Source organism: Streptomyces sannanensis (assembly GCF_039536205.1).
Lineage (GTDB): Bacteria > Actinomycetota > Actinomycetes > Streptomycetales > Streptomycetaceae > Streptomyces > Streptomyces sannanensis.
This window is the reverse complement of record NZ_BAAAYL010000001.1, coordinates 6,771,658-6,793,317: the sequence shown is the minus strand read 5'-3', so window position 1 is coordinate 6,793,317 and position 21,660 is coordinate 6,771,658. Positions and strand designations below refer to the sequence as shown.

12 protein-coding genes and 2 pseudogenes are annotated in these 21,660 nt (G+C 65.1%); all 14 read right to left on the bottom strand.

Features of this window, described 5'->3' with window-relative positions; translation table 11 throughout:
• Positions 1-19 precede the first annotated feature (19 nt).
• Positions 20-1,465: pseudogene (locus tag ABD858_RS31715) on the bottom strand (helix-hairpin-helix domain-containing protein); the annotation flags it as partial.
• Between the two features lie 147 nt (positions 1,466-1,612).
• A pseudogene (locus tag ABD858_RS31710) lies at positions 1,613-2,635 on the bottom strand (RNA-guided endonuclease InsQ/TnpB family protein); the annotation flags it as partial.
• Between the two features lie 92 nt (positions 2,636-2,727).
• On the bottom strand, positions 2,728-3,897 hold the full coding sequence (locus ABD858_RS31705) for a pyridoxal phosphate-dependent aminotransferase (protein ID WP_345044046.1): 1,170 nt from the start codon (positions 3,895-3,897) through the stop codon (positions 2,728-2,730).
• 255 nt (positions 3,898-4,152) lie between these two features.
• Positions 4,153-4,314 carry a hypothetical protein gene (locus ABD858_RS31700; RefSeq protein WP_345044043.1) on the bottom strand — a complete coding sequence of 54 codons (162 nt, stop codon included), beginning with the start codon at positions 4,312-4,314 and terminating at the stop codon, positions 4,153-4,155.
• 366 nt (positions 4,315-4,680) lie between these two features.
• Positions 4,681-5,943: an ATP-grasp domain-containing protein gene (locus ABD858_RS31695; protein WP_345044041.1), complete on the bottom strand. Its 1,263-nt coding sequence runs from the start codon at positions 5,941-5,943 to the stop codon at positions 4,681-4,683.
• 55 nt (positions 5,944-5,998) lie between these two features.
• Positions 5,999-8,317, bottom strand: coding sequence for an amino acid adenylation domain-containing protein (locus tag ABD858_RS31690; RefSeq protein ID WP_345044039.1), 2,319 nt, complete (start codon positions 8,315-8,317; stop codon positions 5,999-6,001).
• Between the two features lie 109 nt (positions 8,318-8,426).
• Positions 8,427-11,339: a type I polyketide synthase gene (locus ABD858_RS31685; RefSeq protein WP_345044036.1), complete on the bottom strand. Its 2,913-nt coding sequence runs from the start codon at positions 11,337-11,339 to the stop codon at positions 8,427-8,429.
• A complete protein-coding gene (locus ABD858_RS31680; RefSeq protein ID WP_345044034.1) occupies positions 11,339-14,725 on the bottom strand; it encodes a non-ribosomal peptide synthetase in 3,387 nt (1,128 codons plus the stop codon). Before ABD858_RS31680 ends, ABD858_RS31685 begins: the two co-directional genes overlap by 1 nt.
• Positions 14,722-15,927, bottom strand: a complete 1,206-nt coding sequence (locus tag ABD858_RS31675; RefSeq protein ID WP_345044031.1) for an MFS transporter — start codon at positions 15,925-15,927, stop codon at positions 14,722-14,724. Before ABD858_RS31675 ends, ABD858_RS31680 begins: the two co-directional genes overlap by 4 nt.
• A gap of 248 nt (positions 15,928-16,175) precedes the next feature.
• Complete coding sequence (locus ABD858_RS31670) at positions 16,176-17,198, bottom strand: thioesterase domain-containing protein (RefSeq protein ID WP_345044029.1); 1,023 nt, start codon at positions 17,196-17,198, stop codon at positions 16,176-16,178.
• A 15-nt stretch (positions 17,199-17,213) separates the two neighbouring features.
• Complete coding sequence (locus tag ABD858_RS31665) at positions 17,214-18,590, bottom strand: UDP binding domain-containing protein (RefSeq protein ID WP_345044026.1); 1,377 nt, start codon at positions 18,588-18,590, stop codon at positions 17,214-17,216.
• A 5-nt stretch (positions 18,591-18,595) separates the two neighbouring features.
• Positions 18,596-19,309: a PIG-L deacetylase family protein gene (locus ABD858_RS31660; RefSeq protein WP_345044023.1), complete on the bottom strand. Its 714-nt coding sequence runs from the start codon at positions 19,307-19,309 to the stop codon at positions 18,596-18,598.
• Positions 19,306-20,733, bottom strand: coding sequence for a pentapeptide repeat-containing protein (locus ABD858_RS31655; protein ID WP_345044021.1), 1,428 nt, complete (start codon positions 20,731-20,733; stop codon positions 19,306-19,308). Before ABD858_RS31655 ends, ABD858_RS31660 begins: the two co-directional genes overlap by 4 nt.
• A complete protein-coding gene (locus ABD858_RS31650) occupies positions 20,730-21,560 on the bottom strand; it encodes a sugar phosphate isomerase/epimerase family protein (RefSeq protein ID WP_345044020.1) in 831 nt (276 codons plus the stop codon). Before ABD858_RS31650 ends, ABD858_RS31655 begins: the two co-directional genes overlap by 4 nt.
• Positions 21,561-21,660 lie beyond the last annotated feature (100 nt).

Here is a 21,660-nt window from a genome sequence, read left to right as displayed (position 1 = left end):
TCGGCGCTCTGCTGGTCGGTCAAGCCAGGCCCTGCCAGGCCTCTTGGCCGAAGCTGCCCTTGATGTCCGAGGCCACGGTGGTTGCGTCCACCATCGAGGACAGCTGGTAGACCGCCGTCTTGCTGGGGCCCCGGACTGCCAGGCGCACCGGATTGTCGCCGGGGTGAGCGCTGAAGATGCGGCCGAGTTCTCTCACTGAGCGTTCGTTGATGCGGTGGTAGGGCAGCGTGAGCCGTACAGGGGCGGCGCCGGAGCGCTCTGCGGCTGACACATCGAGGACCTGCAGTTCCTGGCCGAAGATGGAGAGTGTCCCGTCGCGTCGTTGATGCGGCCTTGCACCGAGACGACTGCGTCTTCCACCAGCGCGCCCACGACGAGCTGGTATACGGCCGGGAAGAAAAGCACCTCGATTGTGCCGTCTCGGTCTGCGAGGTTCACGATCGCCCAGTTGTTGCCCTGCTTGGTCATCTTGGGCTGGACGCTGGTGATCAGGCCGGACAGGCGGTCTGTTCCCTTGGTGCGGCCGGATGCGACCAGGTCGACGATGGTGGTGTCGCGGTTGGCCGACAGGATGTGGTCGGTTCCGTCCAGCGGGTGTGCTGAGACGTACATGCCCAGCATTTCCCGCTCGGTGGCGAGGAGTTGCTTGCGGGACCACTCCTCATCGCCGATCTTGATGTCGATACCGATGCTGGTGGCGGCGTCGGTGCCGTCTCCGCCCAGGCCGGCGAAGAGGTCGTCCTGGCCGTAGGCGGCGGCTCTTCAGCGGCACGACGGCGTCGATGGCGGATTCGTGCACGGCCGACAGACCCCGTCGGGTGTGGCCGAGGGAGTCGAATGCTCCGGCCTTGATAAGCGAATCGGTGGCGCGCTTGTTCAGCGCGGGCAGGTCGGCCTTGTCGAGGGAGTCCTGGAACGAGGTGTAGTTGCCCTTGGATTTGCGGGCGCTGATGATCGCCTCGATGACGTTCTCGCCTACGTTGCGGACGGAGAGCAGGCCGAAGCGCACGTCGGCGCCGACGGCGGCGAACTCGGCCACGGACTCGTTCGCGTCGGGCGGCAGGACTGTGACAGCGAGCTTGCGTGCGTCGGCGAGGTAGACGCCGGCCTTGTCCTTGTCGTCGCCGACGGAGGTGAGCAGTGCTGCCATGTACTCGGCCGGGTAGTTGGCCTTCAGGTAGGCGGTCCAGTAACTGACCAGGCCGTATCCGGCGGTGTGGGATTTGTTGAAGGCGTAGCCGGAGAACGGGAGCATGACGTCGCAGATCGCCTTCGTGGCTTCTTCCGAGTAGCCGTTGCCGGTCATGCCGGCGTGGAAGTTCTTCCACTCGGCTGCCAGTACTTCGGGCTTCTTCTTGCCCATGGCGCGGCGCAGCATGTCGGCGCCGCCGAGGGTGTAGCCGGCCAGGGTCCGGGCGATGGCCATGATCTGCTCCTGGAAGATGAGCAGGTGACTCCACCCACCGCTGCAGCGGCGGGCTTCCTGCGGTCGTGGCTAGGAGTGTCCTGAAGATCTTGGAATCGCGCCCGGCTTGCACCGGTTCATGGCGATTGACATTTACTGGCAATCCGGGGCGAGTCAGGCGGTCGGAGCAAGATCTTCATCGGTCTTCTAGGCCACGTCGCAGAGGGCCGGCCCGGCCCTGTTGAGGACGTTCAGGGCACCGACGTGGTCCGCGTTCGCGGTGAACCTGCACGCCGTGCACTGGAATTTCCTTTGGGTGACGCGGTTCTCCTTCGCGACGTGTCCGCAGGACGGACACGTGCGGGAGGTGTTGCGGGGGTCCACGGCAATGACGGTCCGACCGGCGCTTTCAGCCTTGTTGGCGAGGATCGCGAGGAACACCCCCCAACCCGCGTCGAGGATGCTGCGGTTGAGCCCGGCCTTGGCGGCGGCGCCGTTCGGCAGGAACACGCCGGGCGCGTCGGGCCTGGGCTTGGGCTTGGGGGTGCGGGTCATGCCGGCCGTGTTCAGCCGTTCGTGCGCAATCACGTCGTGGTCCCGCACGAGGGCAAGCGCGGTCTTGTGGTGGAAGTCGGCCCGCCGGCGGCGGATCTTCGCATACAGCCTGGCCACACGGCGGGCTGCAGCGCGGTGCTTCTTCGTTCGCTGCCTGGTCCGCCGGGGGAACGTGGCCAGGTGTCGCTGGGCTTCGGCCGGCTCGTCGGCTGCCTGGTCCAGGACGCGCGGGTTGGCGACATGCCGGCCGTCGGAAGTGGTCAGGAAGTGCGTGACGCCCATGTCGATCCCGGACACCGCGCCCGTGGCCTGGAGCGGTTCGGCGGGGACAGCGTCGCAGGACAGGACGACGTACCAGCGCTTGCCCTCGCGCTTGACGGCGATCGTCTTCACGCGTCCCTTGACCGGCCGGTGCCGGTGGACGCGGACGTGCCCGATGCCCTGAAGACGTACACGAGTCCGGCGGTCGTGGGGAGTGGAGTCCCACCGGCAGCCGTCGCCGTCCCTGGGAAAGATCACGGTGTCGAAGTGGCCGACACCCTTGAAGCGCGGGTAGCCGGGCGTCTCGCCCTTCTTCACCCGCCGGAAGAACGCGGCGAACGCCTTGTCGAGGCGGCGCAGGGTGGCCTGCTGGGAGGAGAACGACCAGCGGCCCTGCCGCTCCGGGTCGAACGCCCCTCGACAAATGCATCGGCCTTCGGAACAGCCCGAGCATGACGACTCACCGCGCCACCATGCGGAACCTCAAGATCCCCACAGAGTCAAACTCAACGGCCCTGGCGCCTGGCGAGCCTTTCGATGGCCTCCTCTAGGACGGCGTCTCGCTTGCAGAAGGTGAAGCGGACGTGGCTGCGGCCAGCCTCGGTGTTGTCGTAGAAGACGACGTTGGGGATGGCGACCACGCCGCAGCGCTCGGGCAGCGAGCGGCAGAATTCCAGGCCGTCCTTCTCGCCGAGAGGGGTGATGTCGGTGGTGATGAAGTACGTGCCCTGGGGCTCGAAGACCCGGAAACCGGCGGCGGTGAGGCCTGCGCTCAGCAGGTCGCGCTTGCGGGTGAGGTCGGCGCGGAAGTCCTCGAAGTAAGAGTCGGGCAGGCGCAGCGCCTCGGCGACGGCGTACTGGAAGGGGCCGGCGCTGACGAAGGTCAGGTACTGCTTGGCCGTGCGCACGGCGGCGACCAGCTCGGGGGAGGAGGTCACCCAGCCGACCTTCCAGCCGGTGAAGGAGAAGGTCTTGCCGGCGGAGGAGATGGAGACGGTGCGCTCGCGCATGCCGGGGAGGGCGGCGAGGGGGTGGTGGGTGCCGGAGAAGACCAGGTGCTCGTAGACCTCGTCGGTGATGACCAACAGGTCGTGCTCAACGGCGAGTTCGGCGATGGCGGCCAGCTCCTCGGGGGTGAGGACGGTGCCGGTGGGGTTGTGCGGCGTGTTGAGCAAGAGTAGGCGGGTGCGCGGGGTGATCAGGGCGCGCAGCTCGTCCAGGTCGGGGCGGAAGCCGGGGGCCCGGAGGGTGAGGGGCACGCGGGTGGCGCCCGCCATCGCGATGCAGGCGGCGTAGGAGTCGTAGAACGGCTCGAAGGCGATCACCTCGTCGCCCGGTTCGAGCAGGGCGAGCAGCGCGGCCGCCAGGGCCTCGGTGGCGCCGGCGGTGACCAGCACCTCGGTGTCGGGGTCGTAGGTCAGGCCGTAGAAGCGCTGCTGGTGCTCGGCGATGGCGCTTCGCAGCTCGGGTACGCCGGGGCCGGGCGGGTACTGGTTGCCCTTGCCGGCGAGTACGGCGTCGGCGGCGGCCTGGGCAATGGAAGCAGGTCCGTCGGTGTCGGGGAAGCCCTGGCCGAGGTTTACCGACCCGGTGGCGACCGCCAGGGCGGACATCTCCACGAAGATCGTCGTACCCATACCGGTCAGACGGCGGTTCAGCAACGGCCTGGTACCCATCAGATGCTCCTCGCACGTAGTTTACGGACCATCCTCGGGCATGGAGCGAAGTGGGGACAAGCGTTCTAGGACTCGCAGATCATCAACCCCCTGATCTGACAGTTCACAGCGGCGACATGTCGCATTGTCGGCAGAAAGAGGTGAGGCCCGTCGGGGTCAGCTTGATCTCGGTGCAGCAGAGTCCCGTCCGCGCTGGGAGTGCTCGCAGGGCCGCACCAGTCAACTCGGTGATCCGGTCGCTGAGCCGCTCGTCCGTCATCGGAGGCAGAACTGCCTGGTCTCGCTGAACGGCACCGCGAGCGCAAACTTGCCGGTCACCGAAGGACGGACGATACCCCCGCCGGTCACGACGTTCTCTACCGAGACGTAGTCGCCGATGCCGGGCGGTATCGGCGCACCGACCAGGAATTCCTCCACGATGAAGGCCCGTGGCTGCCTGCTGTCGTCCTGCGGCCGTCGATCGCCGATCGGGTAGGCGTTACGGCTGCCCTCCCCCCGCCGGGGCTATACCGCTGCCGGTATCCCGACCCCGGCGAGGGCGGCCGCCAACTCATCTGGATCAGATGCGAGTCGGTAACGCACCGAGTCGACCCGGCATCGACGAGCAGCTGCCGCTGCTGTTGCTTGTCGCGGTCGCGACGTTTGGCGGTCATGGGCTCGCCCGCCAAGACAGCGAGCCGACGGCGGGTCCTCACGTGGTCCCGTAGCGATCCCCCAGCGACCCGGAATGAAGAAGTCGACTCGTGGATCGACCCAACTCTCCCCGCGGTCAATGCCTTTACACTACGAGGGGAAGTTCAGCCCCACGTACTCCGCGACTAGCGAATCGTCAATAAATGACTTGGTCAAGTGCAGCAAATCGTGATCTTGCGTCAAGCCGTGGACTACTGCCACTGCGCTTCCGGTTCCGTCGCGCCAATCCACTGTCGCACCAGCCGGCCTTCTGACCTCCACTCGCTGAACACCAGGAAAGCCGTTTGTCTGCGACACACCGCCGATCCACCCCACACGATGAGCCCACGTGGGCGGAGCTACGCAGAATTGGTAAGCCACCTGACATGAAGGCCATGGCTTCAACTCTGCCTCCACCTCATCGACCTGACCGAGAGCCGCGAGCATGGCAATCCTCAGCAGGCGCACCCCGGCCGACCGAAAGTAAATGTCGTTGACGTATCCGCCGAGACGGCCATTGACCTCGATAATCCGTGGTCCGGTCGGAGTGAGCTTGACCTCTGTATGACAAACACCATGCTCCACTGACAAAGAGCGCAGGGCCTTTGTGACGAGTTCAAGTACACCAACCTGTGCTTCTGTCGAGAGAGTACTGGGGAAGAAGGCGCCGGTCTCTCGGAAAGGCTCGGCTAGCGGCGGCTTGCCAGTGACGCCGAGATGCTTGATAGTGCCGTCGACAACAAGTGACTCCACCGAGACATAGTCGCCCCATGCCTTTCCCGCGATGGCCGGGTCGCCGCGAAGCCACTCCTCCAGAATAAGGACCTGTTCTCCCTCCATCCAGCTCCGCTCAGCGGCTCGAAGGAGGGCAGCTTCATCCTCGACGAGGTAGGCGTTGCGACTGGCGGATCCGTGTGTCGGCTTGAGGACCGCAGGAAGGCCCACCAGGCTCGAGGCGCTTGCCACGTCCTCGATGGTTGAGATCTTGGCGAACTGCAGGCTGTCCACTCCACCAGCGGACATGCCGGCTCGCTGAAGGTACTTGTCCGTTAGCACTGCGGGTGCCTGGCCAGCGTGGTAACGCAGTCGAAGCAACGCCGCTATCGACGCGGCGGTTCCGATCTGCGAGTCACTGAATGTGATTATTCCGTCGACCCCGAGGGTACGCAGGGTCTCAGCCGTCTGCTCGACACTGACACTCTCGTTCCGCTCAACGACAGTCCCCACCTCTCGGAGCAAAGGCATGGAGTCAATTATGTAAGGAAGCGACGTGTCACAGACCCATACCAAATCGATGCTACTGTCTGCTTCCAAAATGATGTCCATCGGCGTCACTGATCCGAAGTCGAGGACCACCGCAAGTTTAGGTGCCATTGTTTTCACTCCCGCTGCAAATTATCCGCACCTAGGCGCGCTCGCCGGCCAGTTCTTATTCCTGACCTTGAGGTTGTTTTCCACTGCGCCGCCTTCGACTACTGCCGCGCCCCATGCCCGCCATGTCAGGCACTGGAAGAGCATGACGATCAAGCTTTCCGTTGGAGGTCGTCGGAAAACTTGCCAGGCTGACGATGGCGGTCGGCAGGAACCCCGGTGGCAGACGGTCGGCGAGTTTATTCCGCAGGCTCTGAATGGCTGCGGGTTGAAGCTGCGGCGTGACATAGAGAATCAAGCGCGCCGGACCGGGCTGGTCTGTGCGTATCATGGCAAGCGCCGCATCTACATCGACTTGACTCGTCGCCGCTGCTTCAATCTCTATCGGCTCGATGCGTTGGCCATGCAGCTTAATCTGATCGTCATTCCTTCCCAAGTACTCGAGGTGACCGTCGACCGACCATCGGACCAGATCACCGGTTCGATAGAGACGAAGGCCGGGGGCTTCGGAGTCGTAGACGAAGGCGCGCTCAGTGAGGTCAGGCCGCCCTAGATACCCCTGCGCCAGGCATACCCCGCCGAGGTACAGTTCGCCCGGCTCTCCGATGGCCGTGCGCTTGCCAGCCTCATCGCGTACCGTCACATGCACACCACGAATTGGCACACCGATAGGAACACCCGGCCCCGGTTCAGGCCGCCTGCATGTCCAGTGGGTGACCTCAATTGAAGCCTCAGCGGGACCATAGAGATTGTGCAGGGCCGCATCGTGATCCGAGGTGAATCGATTGGCGAGATCGGCACTCAGGGCCTCACCGCTGCAAAATACATGCCGAAGCGTCGGTAGTGAGTGCGGCGGCGTGGACATCAAGAAGGAACCGAGCATCGACGGAACGAAATGAACCACGGAGATCCCCTCATCCCGGATCACATCGGCGATGTACTCGGGGTCCCGGTGCCCGCCAGGTACCGCCATCACTAGCCGGGCTCCAGTGCTCAGTGGCCAGATGACTTCCCACAGCGAAACGTCAAAAGTGATGGGGGTCTTTTGCAGGAGGCTGTCTCCCGGCCCGATCGGATACTGCTCTTGCATCCACCTGATCCGATTGACTAGCCCGCGATGCGGGACTTCAACCCCCTTGGGACTGCCCGTAGACCCCGAGGTATAGATTATGTATGCAATTTCTGCATCATTACCCGGTTGCAGACTGCCGGGGCAAATTGTTTGCTCCGGATCCGGCGTGTCCGTCAGTTCACTTAGCGCGAGGAGGGTAGCGCCTGTTTCCACAGTACAGGCAGCCAGTGTGGCGTCCTGATCTGCGCACAGAACCACGGAAGGCTTGGACTGCTCGACGATAAATCGGATGCGTGCTGCGGGCCATGCGGAATCCAGCGGCAGATAAGAACCACGGGCAAGCAGCACAGCAATTATGGCGACCACAAGCCCGACTGATCGCTCCATTTGGATCCCAACGACGGTCCCGCTCCGCACGCCGATACTGCTCAGACGCAGAGCGAGGGCATCGGCCCGGCGGGCCAACTCCCGATACGAGATCGTTTCGCACATGTCACTGACAGCCGGAGCGTCAGAATCGAACCAGGTTCTGAGCAGTTCGTCTATGCACGATCCTTCAGCGAAGGCAGGTGGGCCATTTTCCGGTAGTACGCTCTGCGGAAAAGATCCGGAAAGAATCGCACGTATGGCGTCAGTGGCTTCAGGGCTGCCGAGCAGATCACCTGACGGCCGGGCCAGGGTACTAACCCTGACTTTCTCTCGCCAACTCGGATGCGGCATTCGGCGGCCGTCTTGGCTAATCACCACCGATTCCGGCAGGACCTCGGACGGCAGCGGTGCATCGAGGGTCTGCAAGAGGAAGCCGAACCAGGTGCGGTAGCGGCCTGCGAGCATCGGCAAACAGATCTCGATCTCTTCCGTTGAGAGCCCCTGGGAGAGTAGCCCCGTCCGCAGCGTCACTTGGAGGAAGGAATCAATTTCAGCCAGGGTGACCCCCTCTGCATACGGTTCAGCGTTCCCGGTGAGCTGCTCGGCAATATTTTGCACGTCCTCTCTGATGTGATCGGAAGTCAGCCATGTGGGCTCGACAAGATGAACTCGGGGCTGATGGCCGATTTCACGACTCAGCGCCCGTGCCAGGTGCAGACTCAGTGACGCCGCGCTGCAGTAGCCGAGCACCACTTCGGGCTTGACCCCGAGGGCGGCTAGCTCCGCGGCGCACGCTGTCGCCAGCTCCGGCACATCGCTACTGGGGAGGACTGCGTGGGCTGCAGCCGCGTCGATACGATAGACACCGTGACCAGGGACGAGTTCGGCCACGACTTGAGCAAGAGTGGTTCGTGCCGAGAACTCGTTGAAGTCCACGACCACGAGAGACGGCGCCGACCCTTCAGATATCGTGCTAACCAAGTTAGCTGGGAGAATACCGTTCATCTGCGTGTCTTCCTCCTTCTTGGGGACCGACCTTCTTGGTTCATACCGAGGACCGCCGGCGTCGTACCAGCTCTAGTTGGCCTTGGAAGCCGGGGGAAGCAAGTACATCGTCGAGGCTGATGGTGACCCCTAGTTCCCTTCGCAGTAGAGCGACCAGCCGAACCGCCAGGAGAGAGTTTCCGCCAAGAGCGAAGAAGTCGTCGTTCGGGCGTACTTCCGCGGCTCCCAGAAGACGTCGCCACAACTCTCGTAGGAGCGAAGCGAGGTCGGACTCCATTGAGGCTGGGGCTGCCGCCGCGGGGCCTGCTTCGCCCAGGCATGGCCTCTTGTCGTCGAGCTGATACGACCCGCGCTGGAAGGGGTACGGCGGCAACATGGTCCGTCGGCCGGTTCCGATGGAGTGCCAGTCAACCTTCACTCCACTGCACCAGAGTTCGCCGACTGTGGTGAGCAGAGTCTCGTAAGCATCGGCCGAGCCGTTGGCGGACATGGGAGAGCACACCCTGACCGCACCGTCGCGATTGTGTGCCAGTACGAAGCTGCTCAGGCTCCGTCCGGGTCCCACCTCGACGAAGACGGGATTCGGCATCTGCATGACGGTTGTGACGCCACGACTGAACTGGACGGGGTGACGCAGATGCTCGGTCAGGTAGTCCGCTGAGAAGCCCTGGACAGTTTTTCCAGAGAGGTTGGATACCACCTTCGTGCGTGCCTTCCCGTAGGAGACTGCTGAGGCGAGTCGGTGGAACTCGGGAAGCGCCGCATCCATCGCCGCGCTGTGGAAGGCGTGGGACACGCGTAGTCTCTTGGCTGGGATCGATCGTTCGGCGAGCAAGGCTGCGAACAGCTCTATGGCACCCTCCGGCCCGGCCACAACGGTCGCCTCCGGCGCGTTGACGGCTGCGACGGACAAGCTGACTGGCAGCAGTGCAGCCACAGTGTCCTGAGCTGCGAGAACGGAAAGCATCGCGCCGCTCGGCATGGCTTCCATGATTCGCCCGCGCGCCGCGACTAGCCGCAGCGCGTCTGGCAGGTTGATCGCACGGGAAAGGCACGCCGCGGTGTATTCGCCGATGCTGTGTCCTAGCATCACCTTCGGTCGGATTCCCCAGTGCTCGAGCTGTTTGGCAAGGGCGTACTCGACGGCGAAGAGCGCCGGCTGAGCTGTTGACGTCCGGTGCAGGGCAGCATGGGACGCGGCTCCCTCTTCAAGGAGGAGAGGAAGCAGGTCGAGGCCGGTCTCTTTGTGCAGCAGCTGTACACATTCGTCGAGGGCGGAACTGAAGGCGCCGCGATGCGCGTACAGTTCCTTGGCCATACCGGCGTACTGGCTGCCTTGTCCGGGAAACAGAAAGGCCACAGTCGGCGGCCTTGTGACTTCTCGAGGCTGTGCTTCACTCAGCCGACGGCCGCATTCGGCGGGATCCGAAGCAGTGACTGCAACGCGCCAACGCAGGTGTTTGCGGCCCGTCTGCAGAGTGAACGCGGCGTCGGAAAGCCGAGGACCGCGTTCCTCAGCGAGACAATGTGAGATCGCGTCGCCAAGCTCGCGTGCGGCTACCCGGCTCGCAGCTGAGACGACGACGAGTTCTGCCCTCCCACCTCCCTCAGGGGCGTCGCCGGGTGCCGGCCGAGACGGTGGCTGCTCTACGATGACGTGGGCGTTCGTTCCTCCCATGCCGAAAGCGCTGACCGCTGCCCGCCGCGGCGCGGCCTCCCAGGTGCGCGTGCGGGTCTCGACAAAAAACGGTGTCTCGGCCCAAGGGATCTCCGGGTTCGGAGTCGTGCAGTTGATGCTGGGCGGCACCATGCCTTCACGGACAGCGAGTACGGCCTTGATCAGCCCGGTGACCCCGGCGGCGGCGTCCAGGTGGCCAAGGTTTGCCTTCACACTTCCGATACCGCAGAAGCCGGTCGCTGCAGTGTACTGCTGATATGCCTCGGTGAGCGCACCGATCTCGATCCCGTCGCCAAGTTCGGTGCCGGTGCCGTGTGCCTCGACATAACCGATGGAGGACGGGTCGACGCGTGCGGCACGCAGCGCGGCGAGGATCACCTCGCGCTGTCCTTGGGCACTGGGCGCGGTGTAGCCCGCCTTGCGCGCACCATCGTTGTTCACGGCAGAGCCGCGAATCAGAGCATGAATCATGTCGCCGTCGGCCAGAGCCCGATCCGCCCGCTTGAGCACGACGAGTGCCGCGCCCGCCCCTACTACGGTGCCGTGTGCGTCGCGGTCGAAGGGGCGGCAGTGCCCGTCGGGCGAGAAGATCCCGTTCGGGCTGTAGAGGTATCCGGTGCTCTGCGGAAACTGCAGCGAGGCGCCGCCAGCGATCGCCATGTCGCAGTCCCCGCTGAGAAGTTCCCGGCACGCCTGATGCACCGCGACGAGCGAAGTCGAGCACGCGGTCTGCACCGTCACGGCCGGGCCGTGCAGGTCCAATTTGTAGGAGATGCGTGTGGCCGCATGGTCCTTGTCGTTGCCGAGCATGAGCTGGAGGAAGTCGATGTCGTCTCGTGCCGACGGCTCGTTGGCGATGTGCTGGAGCAGATAGCTGTTGAAGCTCGTACCGACGAACACCCCTGTGCTGCCGCGGGCGCCGCCGTAGCCAGCGTCATCCAGCGCTTCCCAGGCGCACTCGAGCAGCAAACGCTGTTGAGGGTCAGTCAGCTGAGCCTCTTTCGGTGAATAGCCGAAGAGGTCGGCATCGAAGTCGTAGGGGGCGTCGAGCAGGCCCCGGACCGGGACGTAGTCCGGATCGTTGCGCAGCGCGGCTGGGACTCCCGCCGACTCGAGTTCCGCCGCACTCAACCGGGTCAACGACTCCCTGCCCGCCAGCAGGTTGCGCCACAGCTCGCTGATATTACGCGCCCCTGGGAAGCGGCCCGCCATTCCGATCACCGCCACCGCTGACGCATCAGCGGCCGCGCTGACGCCATGAGCATCGGCCATCATCAGGCTGTCATCCGTTCGTAGAGCACCTTGGCAAGTTCCGTAATGGTTGGCTGCCGGAGCAGGTCGATGACCTTGATCCGGCAGTCGGGGTACGCGGCACGGAGCCTGTCGCACACCATGGGCGCCAGCAGCGAGCTCCCGCCCACATCGAAGAATCGGTCGTCATATCCGAAATCGCTGGTCGCAAGGACCACTTCCCAGATGTCCGCGACCGTGTCCTCTATCTCCTCGAGGTCAGCGACCGGTGAGGTGTCAAGGGCGTGCGTGTACTCAACAGTGGCTTCTGTGAGGGCAAGTTTCGTGAGAGCCCCGACATCGACTTTCCCGTTCGCGGTGAGCGGCAGACTCGGGGTGAGTGCCCAGAGCGAGGGCACGGAGAAGTCCGCGAGATCCCGCGCGGCCTGGGCTCGCAGCGTCTCAACATCCAGATCGGCTCGACTCGGCACGACGCCGGCGAGGAGGCGCGGCTCGCCGGCGTCCTCGGCCGACTTGACCACGACCGCGTCCTGAACTCCGGGCAACTGGCGCAGGATTCGAGCCACACCATCGGGCTCCACCCGAAAACCCCGGATCTTGATCTGATCGTCAGAACGGCCGTGGAAGTGCAGGCGTCCCGCTCCGTCCCAGCGCGCGAGGTCGCCAGTTCGGTAGTATCTGCGGCCGTTCGCACGGTGGATGAACCGGCGCGCTGTCTCAACGGGGTCGTCTAGGTAGTCCACGGCGAGCCCGTAACCCGAGGTGTGAATCTCACCGACAGCGCCGTCAGGGGCAGGCCTGCCCAGGGCATCGAGTAGGACGACGTCGGTTCCACCGATCGGGGTGCCAATCGGCACGGTGTCACCGATCTCGGCGGGGTCGTCGAGATGATGAACCGTCGTGAACGTGGTGTTTTCGGTCGGCCCATAGCCATTGGTCAACCGCAGTCCGGGGTTAAGCTCTAGGACACGCCGCGCCTGTGGCGCGGGCACTACATCCCCACCGGTCAACAGTTGGTCGACGGCGTTGAATGCGGACGGGGCATACTCGGCCATGAGGCGGAAGAGGCCAGCTGTGAGCCAGAGTCCGGTCACGGCCTGGGTGTGCAGGATTCCCGCCAGGGAACTCGGGGTGGGGTAGCGGTCTGCACAGACGACGACCGTGCCGCCGCGTGTGAGCGGCACAAACAGCTCAAGGGTGGAGGCATCGAAGGAGAGGGCCGCGAGCCGCAGAAAGCGCGTAGCGGCTCGGGGCCGTACCACCGCCTCGTCGCGCACCAACCGGATGACGGCACGGTGGGGGATTCTAACGGCCTTGGGCGCTCCAGTGGTCCCCGAGGTGAACGCGACGTATGCGATGCGCTCCGGGTCCGCATCGATCGGTTGCGCTGTCTCTGCCGGTTCCCGGTCGGCGGGCTCGAACGGGTTGAGTGGCTGAAGGATGGACAGTGGCCTCCCGAGGCGCGCAAGAGTTTCCGCCTGTCGCACCGTGGTTATCGCCGCCGCCGGCTGTGCAATGTCGATCATGTTTCGCAACACCTGGTCAGGCAGGTCCGGTTCGATGCCGACATAGGCCGCGCCGATGCGCAGGACCGCCAGTACTGATGTGATCTCCTCGATCGAACGGTCGAGTCCGATGAAGACGACATCTCCCGTACCGACGCCGGCCTCCGACAGCGCCTGGGACTGAGCAGCGACCACTTCGACCAAGTCCACGTAGGCCAACGGCGGCCGACCGGGTTCGATGACAGCAGGCAGCGACGCATGTTCTCTCGCGGCCTGTTCGACCATCTGCCACAGCCCTTGGTCCTGAGGCCAAGCGATACCCGGGCCCTGGTGCTCGACCTCCAGGTCCAAGAGGTCGTAAACCGTTGTGGCACCATCCGGTGCAGTGGTGAGAGCGCGCAGCGCTGCGCGGAACATCGCAATCAGTCGGGACGCGTCATGTGGCGCCATGACCGAGGTCGCGTACTCGAGACACAGACGGGGCTGCTCGCCCCACCGCTGCACATACAGCATCGCGTCGAAGACGGAGCCTCCACAGTGGCCTTCGTGGAAGTCAACCTTGATGTCCGGCAGGAGCAGCGTCTCGGGAACCATTTCGTCATGTGCCGCGAAGGCGACCTGGATTAGTGGGTTGCGATCAGGAGCCGGCTCTACACCAAGTCCCTTCATCAAAGCAGCGTAGGGCACCTCTCGAGCCCCGATCGCGGCTCGAACGCTCTCGCTAACCGAGCGAACGAAGGCCGGGGCGTCAGCATCCTCGGCGCCTGTCATCCGAACCGGGAGTAGCTTCGTGGCCAGCCCCAGGTAGCGGCGATCGGATTCGCGCGAGCGTCCCACCCACGACAGGCCGAGGAGCAGGTCGCGGGAACTCGTAGCTGTCATGACGGCGAGCGACCACGCCGCCAGCAGAAGTGTGTTGCGGGTGACGCCGTACGCCTCGGCCGTAGATGTGCAGGCCGCCGCCGTGTCGGCGGTGAGTTCGACGACGACGCGCGCGCCGCGGTGATCGAGCTCGCTCGTTCTGCGCAGATCGCTCGGGATCTCAATGACGGTCGGTGTGCCGGCCAGCTCGCGGAGCCGTCGTGTCAGGAGCCCTTCGTTCTCGGGCACAAATGTGGCGCGCGCCGCCGGAAACAGTGCCGTCTCGACTTCAGGCGTTCCCGCATACAGGTCGAACAGCTCCAGCCAGAGCCTTCCGATGCTCCAACCGTCAGCGACAGCATGGTGAATCAAGATACTGAGCACGTGACGGTTTTCCTGAACGCTCGTCAGGACGAACACCACGGGAGGCTGCTCGAAAGGCCGCAGCAGGCTGGCAGAGCTCGAGCCAAGCATAGTGTGCAGGGCAGCGACCCCATCCGCACCCTCCGGGATGGACAGCTCTTGGAACAACACCCTGGCTCGCCAGGTGGATGAGATGCGCGCTTCGTACTTCCCCGCTTCGCGTGAGAACGCCGTTCGAAGCGCTTCATGGCGATCGGTGAGCGTCTGCACCGCCTCAAGCAGCCGTCCCCGGTCTACCGTTCCGCGGAGGTCGGCGCTGAACAGAAGGTGGAACCGGGTGGAGCTTCCGGACGGGTCATCCATCAGCATCGGCAGCTCGTCGGCGTTCAGCGGCCGGTATCGCTTCGTTGTCGCTGTGGGTGAGGTGGTGGCTGGCTGCATGGGGGTGGCCCGTTCCAGCACGCCGCTCAGCGGCTCATCGCCGAGGAGTGCGACGAGATCGAGGGCCACTCCCAAAGCCTCGGCTCGGGCCACGAAATCAACCGCACGCAGCGATGTGCCGCCCAACCCGACGAAGGAAGTACGGCTCGCTGCGGCCAGCACCTCGGTCTCAGGCATGCCCAGGACCTTCGCGGCGAGGTCGGGGAGCGGGAATACCGCTTGTTCGTACACGTTGCTCACGCCTCCTGTAGCGCTTCGACGCCTTGGTTCTCCAACTCGGCCGCAGTGGTTCCTGAAGCGGCTCGTGTGCGCTCGGCCCAGGCAATCACGGGGCCGTTGAGTAGGAGGCCGACCATGAAAACTCCGGCGAGAATGAACCAACCGCCGGGCACGAAGCGGGCCGTGACGAAGGTTACAAGGGCTGGCGCGGTCACGGTGGGAATCGAATTTCCGAGTATGTACATCCCGCTGTAGGCACCCTGGGCCCGGGGGTCCAGGAAGTTGAAGCGAAATGACCAGTTCGCGCTTTCCCCCCACAACTCTCCCATAGTTAGCAGTGCGACGACAATGAGCAGGACCACCGCGCCAGGAACGGGACCGAGGTCGTGTACCAATGGAGCGCACGCACAGGCTGCTGCCAAGACGATGAATGCCCGACGCTGCATCCGCCGTGCGCCTGGCACTGTGTCACTTCCCTTGGAGACCTTGACCTGGAGCAGGATGACAATCGCTGTATTGCCCAGAATCATCCACGCGGCAAGTTGAATTGGCAGGGAGGTCTGCGTCACGACCCAGAGCGGCAGCCCCACAGTCAGGATCGTGTTCCCAATGAGCGTCATGCTGCTCACGGCCGAGAGAGCAATGTAGGGCACGTCATAGCTGATCCCTCCGCTGCGCTTGCTGCCTCCGTGCGCTGTGGACGGGGGAACCCTGGGCAACCGGAGGCTCAAAACCGCAGTGAGCATGGCGGCCACGGCCATCCCCAACACCAGACACGCATAGGCAAGGCGGGTATTCAGGCCGATCGCCACACCAGCGAATAGTACCCCGACAGAGAATCCGATGTTCACCAGAACACGATTCCGGGCCATGAGGCGAACTCGGTCCTCCTTGGGCACCAAATGCCCAATCAGCGCCCCCCAAGCGACATTGCCAGCTGTCTCCGCGACTCCGATGCAAACGATGACAGGAAGGAACTCCCACAGGTCACGCACGAAAACAGCGGCCACCATGAGCAAGGAGAGGAGAACCGCGAAACAGAGGGCGGTCTCGCGCGGCCCCCAGCGGTCTGCGAGACGGCCGATGCGCACACTGATGAAGGCACCGACGATCCCGGCGAGAGAGAAACCCAGCCCCACCTGTGATTGTGACAAGTCGGCTGCCTTGACGAAGAACAGAGCACTGCCAGACGTGTAGAGACCATAGCCGATAGCAGAAATCAACGTATTGGTCTGCAGGATACGGATTGGGCCTGGTGGCGGGAGCGTACTTCGGAGGCGTTCACGCAAGCCCCGTCCCGTCTCCAGGGTCTCATCCGCGCAGGGCTGGTTTGGCGCGACTGTCATTTTTCCCTTTCTGGCCGCTGAGCCCGCCGGCTCGGCCAGAGCGTGCGGAATTTACGGTCGGCGAGCATTGTCAACTCCCCCAGGGGACACATAAGTAATATCCACCATTTCTTGCCGCCATTGCATCAGTTCGAAGAAATCCAATCTTCGATGATACGGGGGAGTTCGGGGTGGGAAATGATATCGTGATGAGAGGCGTCAATCATGTGCACAACAAGAGGTCCTCCGCACAAGCCTGACCAATCCGAGAGCGAAGTCTCGAGATCCGGGCGCGTGCTGGACAGGACGAGGTGCACCCGCAAGGAGGAATGCGTCGGCTCGTAACGTCTAAGCGCCCAAAGTGACTTCGCACTGATCCGGCACATATGCGCCAGCCATTCCTCATAGCCCTGCTCCGGCAACGCCCCGACGGGCGACCTCCGGGCCAGCGCCTCGGACCACTCGACGGCGTGCCGTGCTGGGTCCGAAGCCGCTTCCTCGCTCACCCCGACGAATTCCGCCAGCACCTCTTCGTACGAGGGTTGGGTGCGCACCCGGTCCAGCATCGGCGGGTCGATCAGCAGCGGCGGCACCACGCTCAGGCCTGCCGCCTGCCTGAGGGCCGCTACCTCGTACGCCAGGATGGACCCCGACGAATAACCGGCGACGTGCGGATAGTCCCCGTGGGCCACTATCACGTCATGGTACGAGGCGGCTTGCTCAGAGATCGCCAACGGCACGATCCGGTCCGCCGGCCGGTCCCAGTCCACGTCCCGAATGCCCAGGAAATCAATCTCCGGGAGGCTTTCGGCAATGCCTCGGAGGAACATGATCTCCCCGCCGCCGGCGTGGATCCACGCCGACTTGTGCGAGGCCGCGCCCGCCTGTCCGAGGCCAGCCCGGACTCGGAGGGCCGGAAGGGACTCCGAGGAGTTCTTCCGGATCATCTGCACGAAGTCGGCGAAGACTGGGTACTGGGCAAGGAGGCTCAACGGATAGTTCTGCGACAGAGCACCTCGCAGACGGGCCGTCACACGGGCCGCGCCCACCGACGATCCGCCCTCGGCGAAGAAGTTCGAATCCCGGCGAATCGTCCCCGTTATGACGGAGCGCCAGGCTTCCAGCACGCTGTGCTCGTACGAGTCGACGGGATTGAGATCCTGCGACATGAAATTCCACCTCTCTCAGGGGTGACCGAGCGCTTCGCGGTCCAGCCAGTCCGGGCCGCCGGCCCGGCGGTAGACCACGTGATCCGGCCACGACTGCTCGGCGAGGACCCCATGGTTGTCCAGAATCAGCAGTGGCGAACGCCGCTCGGCCTTGAGCAGATCGAGGTAGCGCGGCTCCAGGAACTCGGGATGGTCCGGGACGATCAGGACGCAGGCGGCCTCGGCCACGGCCGTGCCCAGGCCCGTGGTGGCCGCACCGGCGCCGAGCAGTGCCTCGATCTCCTGCTCGGTGTACATCGGGTCGTGTACCGAGAACGGGACTCCCGAAGCGCGGAGCTCCTCCACGATCCTGATGGTGGGACTGAGGGTGGCCACCTTGATGCCGCCCTTGTACGCCACTCCGAGGATCAGTACCGGACCGCCTGCCACTGCGCCCGCGACCAGCGAGCGCATCCGCATGTCGGTCTCGACGGTCTGCGTGAGCAGTGACAGCTCCTCAGGACGCGGGGCGCCCTGGAGCAGGTACCGGCTGGAGAGCGGGATGCAGTAGCCGCCGGTGCCGAAGCTTGGGTGGAAGGTTCCGATGTTCCACTTGGTGCCGGCCAGACGGAGCACCTCGACCATGTCGACGTGCGGATAGCCCAGGGTCAACTGGTTGGCGAGGGTGATCTCCAGGTGCCGGTAGGCGTTCTCCACGCACTTCACCAGCTCGCCTTCCACGTGGCTGGCGGCCTGGTGCAGCGTGTCGCACATCAGCGACAACACCCCGTCCGCAGCGGCGGCCGAAGCCGGCCCGATACCGCCGTAGATCCGGTCCAGGTCGCGCAGCCCGTACCCCTCCGCCAGAAACCAGTCACGCCTGGGCGCGAGCGCCAGCAACAGGTCGACGTCCGGGATGAGGCCAGCCTCCGTAATGAGGGGCAGCAGCAGTCTCTCGACGGTTCCTGGGGTAAGGGTCGACTCAATCACCACCAGCGGCGGGATCTGATCGCCCGGGCGCGCCACGGTCGCCTCGACAATGGAGGTAAAGACATCCACTAGGGCGGTCGTGAACGGCTCGGCCTGACGCTCTGTCGGCACCGCGATGAAGTGCACGGCGATGTCACTCCCGAGTGCCCGTCGCCGGTCGTCTGTGACCTGAAGGGTGCCGGGCTGCTGGAAGGAGGTGAGCTCGTTCACCCGGTCGATGCTGATGTCGTAGCCAAGCGTGCGGACCTGCTCGGCACGCAGAGCCTCAACCGTCGACCAGCCGATATAGCCCAACCCCCATACACACGCCTGTTGTTGGCCGTTGGCCAACACCGCACGGTGTGTCGCTTTCGCGGTCAGGCCGGCGGCGGACGCACCCGATGCGGGCGGGAGATCGGCCGTCTTCTCGGTTGGAAGTGTCATCGCCGTTAGTCGCTTTCACTATGGGAGGCGTCAGGGTTCGGGGCCGTCGGCGGTCCGTCCAGACTCACGCGGTGGCGGACGAGAAGGAGGCCCTCGGCGGCCTCCGTGCCGACTGCAGCGCCCCGCGCTCGATCAAAGGTTTCGACGGCGCCTGTATCCAGCGCCCTGAAGCCTTGGCTCGGGTAGCGGAAGCAGGCGAGCGCGCGGGCTTTGACCTGGGCGTGCGCGCCGATCGGAATGTAGACGTTGGGGACGAACTGGGCGTGCCGCACGGTCCGGGGTTCGTTGGGGCCGAACTGCAGGAAGGCGGTCTGTGGCCAGCGACGGGATGAGGCGATAGCGGCCCGGGCCACCCGGACGTGGTCACCGTGCGAGTCCCCATCCCAGTGGGTGATCACCGAGTCCGGACCAACCCGGTCGATCAGCTCGTCGACCAGCTCGACCACCCGGTACTCCGGCAGGTCCTCCACCTGGTCGTACCGGCCACCGGCGATCCACTCGATCCGGTGGCCCAGCAGCGTGGCAGCCGCCTCGGCCGCAGCGATCCGGTGGCTCCGTCGGTCCGGAGCAGCGGCGGACGCAGTCTCCGACACGGTCAGGATCGCCACGGTCACCGCGGTGCCCTGGGCCGTCAGGGCGGCAACAGTACCGCCGACGGCCAATTCGGCGTCGTCAGGGTGCGCCGTGATCACCAGGACGTTCCTGCCGAACAGTGTCACGTCGAGCCCTTGCGACCGAGGGCGAGGGCCGCGTCGAAGGTGTCGAGGAATGCGCCGAATTCCTGGGCGGCAAGACCTCCGGCCTTTTCAAGGGCGGGCCGCAGTCCGGCACAGCGGTCCGCGAAGACGGGCGCCCGGACACCCAGCAGGCTCGCGCCCTGTGCTGACACCTTGACCCAGGTGGACTGGTACATGCTGGCCCCGTCGAGCCGGGCCCGGGTCAGATCGGACTGACTGAACCGGCTGTACGCGCAGTTCGCGCCGACCAGGTTGGCTTCCCTCAGGTCGGCGGCGAGGTACGCCTGCACCAAGGTGGCACGCTCCAGGTCAGCCTTGCGCAAGCTCATGCCGCGCGGCGGGTCGCCGGTGATCATCGCCCGGTAGAGGTTGGCCTCACGCAGGACCGCTCCCGCCAGGTTGCAGTCGCGGGCAGTCAGACAACGCGCCTTGAGGGAGGTGAGATCCGCAGCAGACAGATCGCTCTCCACGAGGTGAAGGTTCTCAGCGTGCGCGCCGGGCAGGGACGCGCCACGCAGGTCGCTGCCGGTGATCTTGCCGTTGTTCAGCACCGCGCCGGCCAGCCGGGCCCCGGGCAGTGAGCATCGGACCAGTCGGGCACCGCTGAGCTCAGCGGCCGTCAGGTCCGCAGAGGAGACGGTGATATCCACCAGATCGGCGTCCGGCGCCTTGAGACCGGCGGCCTTCCAGCTCTGGCCGCTGACACCCGACAGCCGCAGCTCGGGAAGGCTGGCGTCGGTCAGCACCAGCCCGTCGGCGGCGGTCAGCCGCTGTAGGACCAGTCCACGCCCAGCGGCACGATTGAATGAAGTACCGCGCAGGCTGGACTTGGTGACTGTTAGTTGGTCGACGCAGGCACCCTCCAGTGTCGCGTCGTCGAGCAGGCACTCGTTGATGGCGGAGCCTTGCAGGTTGGCTCGTGTGAACGACGCGTCGGAGAGGTCGCACTGGTAGAAGGCTGAGCCGGCCAGGTGCGTACCGGAGAGCCGGGTGCCGCGCATGCTGCATCCGTGGAACAGAGTCCCGGTCGCGTCCCGCAGGTCGCTCAGGTCAGCACCGTCGAAGGTGCAGGTCTGGGCCGCCAGCGCGTGGACGTAGGCCGACCGCAGGCTGGCATCAGTGAGATTGGTGCGTTCCATTCCCGGACAGACCATGCTGATCTCGCTCAGGTCGGCGCCCACCAGCCGGGTGCCGTGCAGCACCGCCCGGTTGAGACTTGCCCGGCGCAGGTCCGCCTCGTCGAGGCTCAGGTTGGCCAGGTCAGCCTCGGTCAGGTCGAGGCCTCGCCCGGTGGTGTCGATCAACTGCTGAGTGAGCTCGGAGAGCTCCTTCAGCAGCACGGCGCGCTCGTCGCCGTCAGCGGCTGAGATCCGGCGTAGCAGCCCGACGTGGGTCTGCTTGGTCATGAGGTACCCCTCTCTGGAGTGGATGAGATGAGCTCGCGGACCCAGTCCGCGGTCCGCTCCTGCGCGGTCGGACCGCCCGTGATTGGGCGGTGCTCCAGGACAACGACCGCCGGCTCGGCCAGCGTGACCAGCTCAGGCAAGACACCGGCCAGGTCGAGGTAGCCGTCGTCCCCCGACTGCTCCGGTACGGCAGCCTCGTGGCCGTGGGTCGCGTACCGCTCAGCGGTGGTGTTGTAGACGTGCATGCTGCGCACCGTGCGCCCGAGGACCTGGCCGAACCGCAGTGGGGTGCAGCCCTCGCCACCGAGGTGGGCGTGGCCTAGGTCGAGGCAGAGCCCGAGGCCCGGCCGTCCGTCGAGGGCCCGCTCGTACTGCTTCGGTGTGTGCAGCAACGGGTGTGTGGAAAGGTTCTCCACCAGGACCGGCACGCCATGTTCCCGAGCGGTGTCGTCCAACGCGGTCAGGAAATCGGCGCACCGCTGCGCGAAACCCCGTACCGGGTAGGGCGGATAAGGGCTCGGAAAGTGGACGACGACGTGGATCGCGCCAAGATCGGCTGCCGTGCGTATGGTCTGAAGCGCCATCAAGAGTGCGGCCTCGGCCTCGGCTGGGTCCGGCCCCGTCGGGGCGAACCTCCGTAGCGGTTCCTCCAAGTCGTACGGAACGGGCGTGTGGAGGGCTGGCCGGATGCCGTGGCGCGAACAGAACCGTGCGATCGTGCCGATCATCGAGCTCGGGTAGTTGTAGAACTCCACCACGTCCGGCTGGTAGGGCAACAACTCATCGAGCGCGGCCCGGTCCGCGAGTGCGCTGGTCGAGACCCCCATCAGGGGACTCGCCGGCGGTTTCCCACTGGCAGGCCGGAGAACGTCCGTGTCGCTGCTGATCCGCGACACTTCCATACCCCCTTCCTCTTCATGTCGTCCG